Below are 13734 nucleotides of genomic sequence, written 5' to 3'. Positions count from 1 at the left end.
GCATAAATCCTGCAAATAAACAGATTTTTGATATCTGACGCACCTTACCAATGTGCCAGTTGCGTAAGTCCTGAAATCTTTAGCTGGCATATATAAATTAAACTTATTTAACCACTGTTTATAGCATAATATCTCAGATGAAAGGTTCAAAAGGCAATTAAAAATTTAGAAACATAAGCCTGTCTAGCCCCCGACTTATCCCCCAAGCGAAACATCCACCCTCCCTAACCAGTAATCAGCCATGGCTGGGTTAAATAACCTCAACTCCTGACATCCTTGAGCAGCTACCTCCCACCACCGTTTACTAGCCTTAGCATTTTTCAAAACTCGATAACTCTCCCCCAACCAAAACGCCGCTGGTACGGATTGCAAATAACCGCAATCTGCTAAAAGCTCCCATGCCTTTTTTAAGGCTTCCAGGGCTTCCCGATGTTTACGAGCCAAAATCAACACCTGGCTATGACGCAACCAAGTATCCGCTAACTGGGGTTGTAGTTTTGTCCCCTGCTCGGAAACCTGACAACCCCGTTCAATGTCTGGAAAATGTTCCACCAATACCCTACCGACATAGATGAATTACTGTTCATTCTTAACAAGATGAAGGATAATGCACTGTGTACAGTATAATTCAGGTAAGTTCAGGTATCTGTAAATTATTGTTATAATTTGTTTATTGTCATCCTACAATAAACCTTCTAAAATACGAGGACATCATGACCTTTACCGCAGATCCTCCCTATACACAAACCAGCCTCCCAGATCATACTCAACTACCAGAATCTAACGGACAATTTGTGAAGAATTTCCAGGAACATCCTCAAAGTATTCTACTAACTCAATCTATCATTCCAGTATTACAAAAACTCCACGCTGATGGACAATATGCTATAGGACAAGATAGCGGTATTTATTGGCGAATAACTGAACCACCAGAACGAGGTGCAGAAGCTCCTGATTGGTTTTATGTTCCTCATGTGCCACCATTATTAGATGGTAAAGTCCGACGTTCCTATGTGCTTTGGCAAGAATTTATTGCCCCATTAATTGCTTTAGAATTTGTATCAGGAAATGGCACAGAAGAAAGAGATAAAACACCTTGGCAGGGGAAATTCTGGATTTATGAACAAGTGATTAAACCTGCCTTTTATGGCATTTACGAAGTTAGTAAAGCCAGCGTGGAAGTATATCATCTCATGGAAGGACAATATCATTTATTGCCACCAAATAAACGAGGTCATTATCCGATTACACCTATGGGAGTAGAATTAGGTATTTGGCAAGGAACATATCAAAATATGGAGTTACCTTGGCTGCGTTGGTGGGATTTAGATGGTAATTTATTACTTGATGGTCATGAAACAGCCGAATATGAACGCCAACGGGCTGAATATGAACGCCAACGGGCTGAAAGTGAACGCCAACAGGCTGAATATGAAAAGGAAAAAAGCGATCGCCTCATCGCCCAATTACGCGCTTTAGGAGTAGAACCAGAAGCTTAAAAAAACCCATATCTCCAACTACCAATCGCTAGATTTGCGTGTAATTACCCCACCCATAAACGCCCCTAAAATTGTCCCTGTCCACAGTCCCGCAGTGCTTCCTTGCCAACTTGCACCCGGAGTCACTAAAGCACTACACATTTGTTTAAATCCCCAAGCCTGGTTTTGACACTTTTGGCCATGTTGCATGACGGTGATTTGTCCACCTATTAAAGCAGTAAAAAAACCGGAAGAAAGTGCCAAAAAGGTACAAATAAGAATGTGTTTTTTTATCATATTTTTGTCTCACGCAGAGGCGCAGAGGCGCAAAGGAAGAAATTACGCCTTTTGCTTTTTATCAACCCGTATTTCTCATGCCGGCAGCAATTCCGTTGATGGTTAATAATGCTCCTCGGAGTAATTCTCCTTTGCTATAACGAGAGTGAATTACTCCGGTTGTGGGGGCATTTTTTGATTGACGAAGGCGTTTTAATAGGGAAACTTGGATAAATCCTAAAGGCACAATTGTTCCATTTCTTAATTGTACAGAACGTTGCAATACCGGATCACCATCTAATAGTTTTTGGTGTCCAGTGATTTTTAAAACTAAATCTCTGGTAAGAAAGAATTCGCTGGAAATTTGCTCGAAAACTTTCTCAAATCGCGGTTTGTCTTCCGGGTTAGACAATTCATCAACATAGTGACGTGCCATTTCCATATCTACCTTTGCTAAAGTCATTTCGGCTTTAGAAATTACCATTTTAAAGAATGGCCATTTGAGGTAAAAATAGCGGAGTAATTTCAAATGTTGTTCTGGTTCTGCGTCCAGAAATTCCTGTAAAGCTGTGCCAATTCCATACCAAGAAGGTAATAAGAACCGGGTTTGTGTCCAACTAAATACCCAAGGAATTGCTCTTAAACTACTTAAATCTTTTTTACCAGAGGGACGACGGGCTGGACGAGAACTAATTTGTAATTGGCTGATTTCCTCAATGGGGGTGACTTGGTGGAAGAAGTCAATAAAATCAGGTTGCTCATAAATTAGGTTACGATAGTGCTGACGCGACGCATGAGATAACTCTTCCATGATCTCATTCCAAGGTTCAATATCATCAAATCCTGTTCCTAGTAAACTGGCTTGAATTACTGCTGTGGTGATGGTTTCCAAGTGATACAAAGCCAAGTCTAACAAGGAATATTTAGAAGCTAAGACTTCCCCTTGTTCGGTAATTTTAATCCGTCCACTAATACTGTGGCCGGGTTGGGCTAAAATCGCCTCATAGGCAGGACCACCACCACGACCCACAGAACCGCCTCGTCCGTGAAAAATCCGCAGATTGACACCGTAACCTTCAGCTATTTTCTGAAGTGATTTTTGGGCTTTATGAATTTCCCAGTTACTACTTAAAAAACCCGAATCTTTATTACTATCGGAATACCCCAACATTACTTCTTGTAAGTTAGGATTCAGAATAGCAATAGATGGGGCTGCCTGTTCTTCACTGTTGTTAATTGCGGCATAACCTCCACCCAACATTGCCCGATATAAAGGCAATTCAAACAGTTGTCGCATTACGCCTCTAGAACGTTGTAGATCTTCTACGGTTTCAAACAAAGGAACGATGCGAATTGTCCCGACTGCAACTACAGGATCAAATAAACTCGATTCTTTGGCCAGGAGTAAAACTTCTAGTACGTCGCTAACTTCGCGGCACATACTAATAATATAAGTTTGACAGATTTTAATGCCAAATTCTTGTTGTAGCGATCGCAAAATTCGGAAAGTTTCAATCACATCATTGGTTTTTTCCGAAAATGGTAATTCAGCAGGAATCAATGGCCGTCGAGTTTGCAATTCTGAAGTTAACCAAGCGATTCTCTGTTCTTCTGATAACTCGTTGTACGACTGGGGTAAAAGTTGCAAGTATTCCAGAATCTCATTGATAGCGTCAGCATGACGAGATGATTCTTGACGAATATCTAATTGGGTAAGATTAAAATCAAATATCTCTACTTGACAAATCAGGTTTTCCAATTCTCGACAACTTAAACCTGTTTCCGTTAAATTGCGTTGAATTAACAACAATTCTGTTAAAAATTCTGTCCCCGAACGATACATAGGTGCATCTTCATTGTTTGGGGTTTCCCGATTATATAAAGCCAAATTGCGATCGCGGGTATTTTCCAAACGCTTGAGAATGTAAGATAACTTAAGACGATAAGGCTCTTGGCGGAAACGCAATGCTAAATCATCATACACCCCACTTAATTGTGATTGATCCAACTCCAGAGACTCTAGCAAATCTGGCAGGACATCACTCCAGTGCATAGATACACTCAACAAAGAAACCAACTCTTTAACTGACTTAATATACCGCTCTAACACCATTTTTCGTTGATAACAAGCGGTTTTCCAAGTTACTTCCGGTGTCACCGAAGGATTACCATCTCTATCTGAACCTACCCAAGAACCAAAAGAGCAAAAATTTGTCGTTGGTGGTTGTAACCAGGGAAAAGTTTCTCCCAAAGAATATTTGAAGCGTTTGTATAGTTGCGTAATACCATCAAACAACACTTCTTGAAAGTAGTGAAGAGCATAATCTACTTCATCCAAAACCGTCGGTTTAAACTGATGTAACTCATCAGTCCGCCACCACAGGCGAATTTCTTCCAGTAATCTTTCCTTGACTTCCAAAGTTTCCCAAGGATAGCTACTAGCACGATTTTGGGCTTCATCTAGTTTCTGCAAAAGATGAACCACCTGACGCTGTTTATCCCGGATAGTATGACGGACAATTTCCGTCGGGTGTGCAGTGAAAACTAAGCGGATATCCAGTTGAGAAATTAGACGTTGAATTTGTTGGGGTGGAACATTCAACTTAAATAACAGGGGAAATAAAGCCGCGAAAGTCCCTTTTTGCGGAGTTTCCGATGTCATCAAATCACTACCTATTTCCTTAGTAATAGGCAATTCTTCTTCTCTTTGGTTAGTAGAATAAATTATACTAGGGAAAACCTCATCATCAGTTTCTCCACTATAGCGGTTTAATTGCTGCTTCTGCTCATATTCCTGCTCAATAATATTAATCAACTGAAAATACAACGCAAAGGCCCGCGCCGCACGAATCGCTTCATTGATATTCAATTGTTCAATCAATTCTACAGCCGAGGCTGCTAAGTCATTAGTGGCTTGTCCCTCTGGGGAACATAAGTCCCGCAGTTGACGCAAAAGATCCACCATTTCTTGACCGCATTCTTGACGCAGCACCGACTCCCACAATTCCTCTACTACCTGTAGACGATGACGTAAGAATAATTCTGAGTGTAGCACTGGAAAATCAATATGTTCAGCTTTCATACTTTTCATCATACTCTTAAGATACTCAAAACATCTAACCTACCTTTTTGAGCATCCAATATCAAGCTGTTAGCTTTTTTTTAGGAGCTACTCACAGGTGACTTATCTTCCTTTTAACTGCTTTTGATTCATTTTCAGTAGAGAAGAGGCAAGTAAAATAAACCGCTTCACCAAATTCCTACTAGTTATTTTAGGATAAAGTTCACTTTCACTCAATAGCCAACAGGAGAAAAGCCATAGTAGAAGTCACGGATATTCAGAATCTGAAACTAGATGCTTTTCGAGCCGAAAGAAAGGGAGATTTTGAATTAGCTTTTCATTTGTGGTTCCGTGTAAATGTGGCCGCAGGTGGTGGAGATATGGAAGCCATTAAAGCTATTCGAGAATTACCACTAAATAATCAATTAAGCCGTCAGGAGATAGAAGCGATGTTTTTAGTTAGTGATATCAAGCAAATAAAAGTATATCAAGAAGCAAAGCAGGAAGAAGCAACGACCTTACTTATGCGTCTGTTGTCCAAGTGATTTGGGAAATTGAGTGGTAATTACATCGAAACTATCAGCAACCTCACAATAGAACAACTAGAAGACCTGGGAGAAGCATTATTAGACTTCGTGGAGATTACCGACCTAGAACAATGGCTCAAAGCTCATATAAACCTGATCTAAGCTACTTTTTTTAAATTTTAATTCCACCCTGCGGTACTGGCTTATAATTGCCAAGGGGCTAATGCTCCTGTACTTGTAAGTCCAAGGGGGATAGATGACGATTAAACGGTTGCTGTTAATTGGGCTAACTTTATTAGCGATAATGTTGTCAGGGTTATCTTTATTAAGTAGCTGGCAAAAACCTCAGTTCCAGAGTCGTCTAGAATTGTACCAGACGAATATTGTCTTACAAGCCCAGGCATGGGAATCAGAAGACAGCACCGACGAAAGTATTCAAACACTTCAAGAATCCATTCTCGGTGCTAATCCTAAGATGAGCGCGACAAGGCAATATCGAGAAGCGAGTGAATCTGTCAAAACTAGTTTAGAGGCAACTAAGAAAAAAATAGCAACTCTGCAATCTTCAGCAGCTACTCTAGTTTCTGCAGAAGAAAAAAGTTTACAAAAATCTATCCAACAACAAGAAAAATTCTTAGCAGAAGTAGATTTGCGGCTGGGAATTTTACAAGCACAGCAACAGGAAACAGACAACGCTATTAAAACTTGGAATCAATTACAGCAATCATCAAATATCAATTCTAAATATCTAGAAACTGCTCAAGTATTAAGCGGAATGTGGAGTCAACCTCCTCGTTTATTTCCTAAAGCTGAACAACTAATTCAACAAAATTTAGATAGTTGGTTTCGTTCTACGGCGTTAGAAAAATTATATCAACTTCAACAACGTCAAGAAGCTTTATCCTCTCTGAAAATTGCCCAACAAGCAGCGGCAACCCAAGCATTGTTAAAATTAGCAATAATTGCTACTATCCCCACTTTAACAGCTTTTATTGGACTAATTCTGCTGCTTTCCTTATTGGTTCAACGCTTACTCAAAGGTCGAGAATCCCTATTAGCTACAAACGGCGATTTAGTGTGGTCAACTCCTTGGAATTGGGAAATAATTATTCAGGTTTTTATCCTGGGCTTTTTCTTAATGGGACAGTTATTTATCCCAGCGTTATCATCTATTTTGCCTATTCCTCGGGGTACAGGAAATGCCAGAATTGAGGCTTTTGTGGTTTTAGTCAGTTATCTGTTAGTGGCTTTTGGTTGTTTATCAGTTCTGTATTTTTCGATTAGGCGTTTTTTCCCCCTTCCCGAAAACTGGTTTCGCTTCAATTTCTTCAGTAATTGGTTTTTGTGGGGACTCGGTGGCTATTGTACAGCTTTACCGATTGTGGTAATAGTATCACTGATTAATCAAAAATTATGGCAAGGACAAGGTGGTAGTAATCCACTTTTACAAATGGCACTAGAAAGTCGGGATAATACCGCATTGGGCATATTTTTCTTTACCGCAGCCATAGCTGCACCATTTTTTGAAGAATTCCTATTTCGGGGTTTTTTATTACCATCTTTGACTCGTTATACTTCGGTTTGGGGGGCAATTTTGATCAGTAGTTTGTTGTTTGCGGCTGCTCACCTCAGTTTATCAGAAATACTCCCGCTGACAGCATTAGGAATAGTCTTAGGAATAGTTTACACGCGATCGCGCAATTTACTTTCTTCTATGCTTCTCCATAGTCTCTGGAACAGTGGCACGTTAATTAGTTTGTTTCTTTTAGGAGGTAATAATTAAGTTAGGGAATGGTTATTGCAATACCTTGTGCTGGAAAAAGTCTTGATTTGAGATTTGTAGGTTAGGTTGAAGCATGAAACCTAACAAGTGCGTTGGGTTGCGCTATCGCTTAACTCAACCTTGTATCTTAGAGGTATGTTATTGGTAACTGTTTTTATCCTAACTGCTAACTTCTCAACTACTTCTTAAACAAAAATCTTCCGGATTTCACAATAATAGATATGTAGAAAAATCCATAGTGTTGAATATTTACTGATTTTGATGTTAATTATTACCTGAAATTTAGTGAATATGCGGCATCGATATTTTTCTACAAATTTTGCTATGTCTGATCAAAAAATTTAATATTTTGACGATGGCTTTTTATGAGAATCTTATCATTATTTAAATCATCTATAGGATTACCAGTAAATAAATCTCACCAATTACCAATTACCAATTACCCATTACTAAGGAGTATAGCTCAATATGAGTAATATCAACCCATCTCACACTATGAAACAACTGTTAGCTGGTTATGCTGGAATTATTTTTGGTGGATTTGGGCTACATAAATTCATTCTTGGTTATACCTTAGAAGGTTTTATTATGTTAACAATTTCTGTTATTGGTGGTTCTTTCACCTATGGATTTACATTAATAGTTATGCAGCTTGTTGGTTTGATTGAAGCTATGATCTACTTAAATAAATCTCATGAAGAATTTGTTAATACCTATTTTGTGAATAAGCAGGGTTGGTTTTAGAAAGTTTATCATGTAAAATTAATATGCAGTTGCTTAAATCTAAACAGATGCACTTATTAGTCTTACTAATAATGAGTACGGGATATTTTAGTATAGTATCAGATTGGGAAATTAATTATTTCTGTAAAAGCCTAATTTTGATGTTACCAGTACAATTAACTGCTGTAATTTACGCAGCTAAAATTAAACTATGATTTTTGTGATTTAGATGATTTAGATGATTTTGAGGATTTTAGCGAATTGGGGAGGGAAACTTAATATTGTTCACTTGGTGAAAGTGACAGATTTCGCTTAACCTCAAAGTAGAGACGCTGGTTATTAAGCGTTAAACTAACAAAAGCGAACCTCAAAATTAGCCATGCAACTGATCCCAAAATCTGAAATACTTATAGAATCTGTCCCTCCCACAAAAATACTTAACTCAGAGAAAATTATTTTAGATGTTGGGGGGATGAAGTGCGCTGGATGTGTGAATGCAGTGGAAAAACAGCTTATTCAGCATTCGGGAGTTAAAAGCGTTTGTGTTAATCTGGCAACGGAAGTTGCAGTCGTAGAGGTAGAAATTGGTACTGTAGATGCAGAGGCGTTAGTTCAGGGATTAACGGCTACAGGATTTCCTAGCCAATTACGGACGGCTAAAAGTGCTGGTGATAAATCTGCAATCCCGAATCCAGAAGCAAGACAACGCCAGGAAATGCAGGGGATAGTTAGACAGTTGGGAATTGCTGGTTTATTACTGCTACTATCGGGAATTGGTCATTTTGGTAATATTGGATCTGTTATTTTTCCGTTTTTAAATGATATCTGGTTTCATTGCGGATTGGCGACGATCGCTATTATGATTCCTGGTAGACCAATTTTAGTGGAAGGTTGGCTAGGTTGGCGACGGGGTGCGGCGAATATGAATACTCTCATTGGTTTGGGAACGCTGACAGCCTATACTGCAAGTTTGGTGGCGTTATTGTTTCCCCAAATGGGTTGGGAATGCTTTTTTGATGAACCTGTGATGATGTTGGGTTTTATTCTTTTGGGGAGGACTTTGGAAAAACAGGCTAGAGGACGTGCCGCTAAAGCGTTTCGCCAATTGTTGGCTTTAGCCCCCCAAACAGCCCGGTTAATTATTAACCCAGAACCGGAAAAATTGATTTCTGGGGCTAATATTATGGAAATTCCGGCGGAACAGGTGCGTGTGGGTGAATGGTTGCAGGTGTTACCAGGGGATAAAATTCCGGTAGATGGTGAGGTGCGTTTTGGACAAACTACCATAGATGAATCCATGCTGACAGGGGAAGTAGTACCTGTGATGAAGCAACCGGGAGATCCGGTGACGGGAGGAACTTTAAATCAATCGGGGGCGATCGCTATTCAGGCTACCCGCACTGGTGACGATACAATTCTAGCCCAAATTGTGGCTTTGGTAGAAGCTGCCCAAACTCGCAAAGCCCCAGTCCAAAAATTAGCAGATACGGTGGCTGGGTATTTTACTTATGGTGTCTTAACTGCGGCTGGTTTAACGTTCCTATTTTGGTATTTGCTGGGAACTCACCTCTGGCCAGATGTTACCATGTCCGGGGCGATGGCAATGGCTCACAATATGGGAAATAATCCCCAACATTTAGTCCCGCACACCCAATATTCTGCCCTGTTAATTAGTTTAAAATTAGCGATCGCTGTGATGGTAGTTGCTTGTCCCTGTGCTTTAGGATTAGCTACCCCGACAGCAATTTTGGTAGGAACGGGTATGGGTGCAGAACAGGGACTATTAATCAAAGGTGGGGACGTTTTAGAAAAAGTCCACAAACTAGACACTGTAGTTTTTGATAAAACCGGAACTCTCACCACAGGTAAACCCACTGTCACTGATTGTCTAGTTATTGCCGAATCAACTTTACCATCATCTCTCATTCAACTAGCCGCCGCCGTAGAAAGTGGTACTTATCACCCCCTAGCTACAGCCATTCAGCAAGAAGCCAAAGCCAGAGAGTTAATCATCCCTCATGCTGTAGACTTCCACACCGAACCAGGTATGGGCGTATCCGCTGTCGTCGAGGGAAAAAAAGTTCTTTTAGGTAACTGGGAATGGTTTCATCACCACCAAATCAAGATTAATGAAACAGCAGAACAACAGGGACAAAGACTAGCCACAGACGGAAAAACAGTAATTGGTGTGGCTGTAGATGGAAGTTTAGCGGGATTAATTGCCGTTAGTGATACCCTCAGACCAGATGCGAAAACCGCAGTAGATAAACTCCGCCAAATGGGTTTGCGCGTGATGCTCCTCAGTGGTGATAGATTAGAAGCAGCCAAGGCGATCGCTAAACAACTAGGAATCGCCAACACCGACATCATGGCAGGTATCCCCCCAGCCCAAAAAGCCGCCACCATTCAATCTCTTCAATGTGGGAAAATCAACACATTTGTTGCTATGGTAGGAGATGGCATCAATGACGCTCCAGCCTTATCACAGGCGGATGTTGGTATCGCCCTACATTCGGGAACAGATGTCGCTATGGAAACGGCGGAAATTATTTTAATGCGAAATTCCCTAACCGATGTTGTAAAATCTATTCAGCTAAGTCGAGCCACTTTTAATACCATCCGTCAGAATTTATTTTGGGCTTTTGCCTATAATACAATAGGTATTCCCCTCGCGGCTGGTATATTATTACCAGCCTACGGTTTCGTTTTGGGACCTGCCAGCGCAGCAGCATTAATGGCTTTTAGCTCCGTTAGTGTTGTTACCAACTCAATTTTATTAAGGAGGTTTGTCCCCTAGCAGCACAAAGCGAAAGTTATACTGTGTTCGTGTTGACTTTTGACTTTTAAAGCAAGCGGCAAGGCAGTTAGGACATCAATGAACAGTCAAACTTTTGCTACCAAAGGGGTTTTCTAATGACTCCTGACTCGGTGACTCCTGCTATAGGATTTTTGGCAATTGAGAATGATTGATCAAAGTTTAGGTAATTATCGTACCTATCATGGCAATGGAAGCAGTAAAAAATGAAACCATCTACTGATTATTGAAGATGACCAAGGACTGAAAGAATTTTTTTGGAAAACCCCGTTTATTCTATTGGTAGAGATCGAGATTGCAATATCCGTCTATTCTCCCAGTTTGTTTCCCGTTATCATGCCACATTAGTAAGATTACCGCGCCCCAATAGTCAACGCTATTATTATCGAATTGTAGATGGTGATGCCAAAGGAAAACCCTATTCTAATGGTTTAATGATCAATGGGCGAAAAATTCCCGCTCATAACCTCCGCAATGAAGATGAAGTTATTTTTGCGCCCCAAGTCCGTGCTATCTATTATCTGCTCCAAAATACAGAGATTTTTGCCTCAACAGATGCGATTGAGTACGATATTACATTAATCAACCCCGGCATGACTGAAGATTCAGAAGCATAACAGAATCTTGATTTAATTCCCATTCCTCATTAGGTAAGTAGGTTTGCATTAAAAATTGTCCTTATGGAAAGGCAAGAGTGAAGCAGCTTTTGGCAATTTTACTTTTCTTCACACATTTTAGTTATCTCATGTCCACCTACTTAATAAACAACACGCAATATCAATGAAAATAGCAATTAGTGGTGCAACAGGATTTGTAGGTAGCCGATTGGTAGAAAGACTACACACGGAAGGTCATAGAATTTTGGTATTAACTCGCAATCCTACCTTTGCTCAAAAGGTATTTCCCTCCCCAGTATTTCCTAACTTAGAAATTATTGCCTATACTCCTACTGTATCCGGCACTTGGCAAGATGCTATACCTGGTTGCGACGGAGTCGTGAATTTGGCAGGAGAACCCATTGCTGAGGGACGTTGGACACCAGAACGCAAGCAGGAAATCCTCAACACCCGCAAACTGGGAACACAAAAAATTGTCGAAGCTATAGCTAAGGCTAATCCTCGCCCCAGTGTCCTCGTCAATACTTCGGCTATTGGTTACTACGGAACTAGTGAAACGGCCAGTTTTAATGAAGATAGCGCCTCTGGTAACGACTTTCTCTCTCAAGTCTGTCGAGAATGGGAACAGGAAGCTACTAAGGTAAAAGATACCAGTGTGCGGTTAGTAATTTTACGCTTTGGGATTGTTTTGGGTAATGGTGGCGCTTTAGGGAAAATGATCACCCCCTTTAAACTCTTTGCTGGTGGTCCTATTGGTAGTGGTCGACAGTGGTTTTCCTGGATTCACTTAGATGATATTGTCGGTTTAATTATCCAAGCTTTAACTAAACAAACAATGGAGGGAGTGTATAATGCCACTGCACCTCAACCAGTTCGCATGAATGATTTAAGTACAACTATGGGTAACGTTATGAATCGTCCCTCTTGGTTGCCTGTGCCAGGATTTGCCATAGAAGCTATATTAGGAGACGGGGCGAAGGTGGTTTTGGAAGGACAAAAAGTCTTACCCAAACGCACTTTAGAGTCGGGTTTTGAGTATCAATATCCGAATTTGCAATCAGCACTAACGCAGATTCTCACCTAATTCTTAGTTGATAGATAAGTAGGTTGGGGTTAAAAATTGTCGTTATGGCAAGGGAACAGGAAGGATTAGGGAACAGAAAAGAGGTTGGGGGCAACTTTACTTTTCGTTACATATTACTCTTCGAGAAGCCGCTCCGCGTCTACGGTTTTTTTCCGTTCATCTACTTAGTTCAAAAATTCACAAATGCTATACAAACGTTTTGGTCGGACAGAATTACAAATGCCTGTTTTCTCCTGCGGGGGAATGCGCTATCAATATAAATGGCAGGATGTTACACCTGGGGAAATTCCTACAGATAATCAAGAAAATCTAGAGGCTGTAATTCGTCGTTCTGTAGAATTGGGAATTAATCATATTGAAACTGCACGAGGTTATGGAACATCAGAAATGCAGTTGGGAAAAATCCTGCCTCAGTTTCCTCGTGAAAAATTAATAGTCCAAACTAAAGTTTCTCCTGTTGCAGACTCTCAAAAATTTCGCCAAACGTTTGAAAAATCTTTGGCTTATCTTCAGTTAGATTATGTTGATTTATTTGGTTTGCACGGCATTAATAATGCAGAAATTTGGGATTATAGTATTCGTGAAGGTGGTTGTTTAGAAGTAGCAAGACAATTACAGTCTGAGGGTAAAATTAAATTTATTGGCTTTTCTACTCATGCTCCTCTAGATATAATTTTGCAAGCAATTAATAGTAATCAATTTGATTATGTGAATTTGCACTGGTACTATATTAATCGCCAGAATTGGGCTGCTATTGAAGCTGCAAATAAATTAGATATGGGTGTATTTATTATTAGCCCTTCTAATAAAGGCGGGTTATTATATCAACCTTCAGAAAAATTAGTTGATTTGTGTGCGCCTTTGAGTCCAATGGTGTTTAATGATTTATTTTGTTTAAGTCATCCTCAAGTGCATACTTTGAGTATAGGTGCAGCCAAACCAACTGATTTTGATGAGCATTTAAAGACTTTGGAATTATTAGATAATGCGGCAGAAATCTTGCCACAAATTATTTCTAGATTGGAATCGGAAGCAGTCAAAATTTTAGGAGAAGATTGGGTAAAAACCTGGGAAACAAATCTACCAACTTGGGAAGAAACGCCAGGAGAAGTAAATATGCGGGTGATTTTGTGGCTGTTAAATTTGACTTTGGCTTATGACATGATTGACTATGGGAAAATGCGTTACAATCTCTTAGGACAGGCTAATCATTGGTTTCCTGGTAATCGGGCTGATAAGTTAGGTGAATTAGATTTAAGAGAATGTCTTGTTAATAGTCCCCAATCTGAAAAAATTCCCCAGATGTTAGCTAAAGCCCAGGATATATTAGGAAGTGCGGAGATAAAGCGTTTGTCTCAAGAATAGGGAAC

Annotated in this window: 11 protein-coding genes and 1 pseudogene; 9 read left to right on the top strand and 3 right to left on the bottom strand. The window is 40.0% G+C overall.

Annotated features, from left to right (window positions below):
* Nucleotides 1-195: 195 nt before the first annotated feature.
* On the bottom strand, nt 196-552 hold the full coding sequence (locus CA730_RS11755; protein ID WP_197705523.1) for a hypothetical protein: 357 nt from the start codon (nt 550-552) through the stop codon (nt 196-198).
* A gap of 161 nt (nt 553-713) precedes the next feature.
* Here CA730_RS11755 and CA730_RS11750 point away from each other — a divergent pair, with 161 nt between their 5' ends.
* Nucleotides 714-1499 carry a Uma2 family endonuclease gene (locus CA730_RS11750; protein WP_096667443.1) on the top strand — a complete coding sequence of 262 codons (786 nt, stop codon included), beginning with the start codon at nt 714-716 and terminating at the stop codon, nt 1497-1499.
* A gap of 18 nt (nt 1500-1517) precedes the next feature.
* Here CA730_RS11750 and CA730_RS11745 read toward each other — a convergent pair whose 3' ends face one another.
* Nucleotides 1518-1775 (bottom strand): hypothetical protein, encoded by a 258-nt coding sequence (locus CA730_RS11745; RefSeq protein ID WP_096667441.1) that lies wholly within the window; start codon nt 1773-1775, stop codon nt 1518-1520.
* 61 nt (nt 1776-1836) lie between these two features.
* Nucleotides 1837-4845, bottom strand: coding sequence for a phosphoenolpyruvate carboxylase (gene ppc, locus CA730_RS11740; protein WP_096667439.1), 3009 nt, complete (start codon nt 4843-4845; stop codon nt 1837-1839).
* 311 nt (nt 4846-5156) lie between these two features.
* On the opposite strand from ppc, the gene CA730_RS25605 reads away from it, so the two are divergent.
* The 8 genes and pseudogenes from CA730_RS25605 (at nt 5157) to CA730_RS11705 (ending at nt 13729) form a co-directional block, all read left to right on the top strand.
* Nucleotides 5157-5360, top strand: coding sequence for a hypothetical protein (locus tag CA730_RS25605; RefSeq protein ID WP_231940092.1), 204 nt, complete (start codon nt 5157-5159; stop codon nt 5358-5360).
* A 9-nt stretch (nt 5361-5369) separates the two neighbouring features.
* A complete protein-coding gene (locus CA730_RS25600; RefSeq protein ID WP_231940091.1) occupies nt 5370-5504 on the top strand; it encodes a DUF4351 domain-containing protein in 135 nt (44 codons plus the stop codon).
* A gap of 94 nt (nt 5505-5598) precedes the next feature.
* Complete coding sequence (locus CA730_RS11730; protein ID WP_096667437.1) at nt 5599-7125, top strand: CPBP family intramembrane glutamic endopeptidase; 1527 nt, start codon at nt 5599-5601, stop codon at nt 7123-7125.
* 468 nt (nt 7126-7593) lie between these two features.
* A complete protein-coding gene (locus CA730_RS11725; RefSeq protein ID WP_096667435.1) occupies nt 7594-7869 on the top strand; it encodes a TM2 domain-containing protein in 276 nt (91 codons plus the stop codon).
* Nucleotides 7870-8227: 358 nt separating this feature from the next.
* Nucleotides 8228-10645 carry a heavy metal translocating P-type ATPase gene (locus CA730_RS11720; protein WP_096667433.1) on the top strand — a complete coding sequence of 806 codons (2418 nt, stop codon included), beginning with the start codon at nt 8228-8230 and terminating at the stop codon, nt 10643-10645.
* A 237-nt stretch (nt 10646-10882) separates the two neighbouring features.
* Nucleotides 10883-11280 (top strand): annotated as a pseudogene (locus tag CA730_RS11715) (FHA domain-containing protein).
* 163 nt (nt 11281-11443) lie between these two features.
* Nucleotides 11444-12364: a thylakoid membrane protein ThyD gene (gene thyD, locus CA730_RS11710; protein ID WP_096667431.1), complete on the top strand. Its 921-nt coding sequence runs from the start codon at nt 11444-11446 to the stop codon at nt 12362-12364.
* 183 nt (nt 12365-12547) lie between these two features.
* On the top strand, nt 12548-13729 hold the full coding sequence (locus tag CA730_RS11705) for an aldo/keto reductase (protein ID WP_096667428.1): 1182 nt from the start codon (nt 12548-12550) through the stop codon (nt 13727-13729).
* Nucleotides 13730-13734 lie beyond the last annotated feature (5 nt).

The sequence above is a fragment of the Dolichospermum compactum NIES-806 genome, assembly GCF_002368115.1.
GTDB lineage: Bacteria > Cyanobacteriota > Cyanobacteriia > Cyanobacteriales > Nostocaceae > Dolichospermum > Dolichospermum compactum.
The sequence above is the reverse complement of the archived record's forward strand: the minus strand, read 5'-3'. Positions and strand labels throughout refer to the sequence as shown.

Bases quoted from the DNA above. Each gene is read 5' to 3' on its own strand.
- thyD (WP_096667431.1), top strand. From the start codon at position 11,444: ATGAAAATAGCAATTAGTGGTGCAACAGGATTTGTAGGTAGCCGATTG.
- CA730_RS11725 (WP_096667435.1), top strand. From the start codon at position 7,594: ATGAGTAATATCAACCCATCTCACACTATGAAACAACTGTTAGCTGGT.
- ppc (WP_096667439.1), bottom strand. From the start codon at position 4,845: ATGAAAAGTATGAAAGCTGAACATATTGATTTTCCAGTGCTACACTCA.
- CA730_RS11720 (WP_096667433.1), top strand. From the start codon at position 8,228: ATGCAACTGATCCCAAAATCTGAAATACTTATAGAATCTGTCCCTCCC.
- CA730_RS11750 (WP_096667443.1), top strand. From the start codon at position 714: ATGACCTTTACCGCAGATCCTCCCTATACACAAACCAGCCTCCCAGAT.
- CA730_RS11745 (WP_096667441.1), bottom strand. From the start codon at position 1,775: ATGATAAAAAAACACATTCTTATTTGTACCTTTTTGGCACTTTCTTCC.
- CA730_RS11730 (WP_096667437.1), top strand. From the start codon at position 5,599: ATGACGATTAAACGGTTGCTGTTAATTGGGCTAACTTTATTAGCGATA.
- CA730_RS11705 (WP_096667428.1), top strand. From the start codon at position 12,548: ATGCTATACAAACGTTTTGGTCGGACAGAATTACAAATGCCTGTTTTC.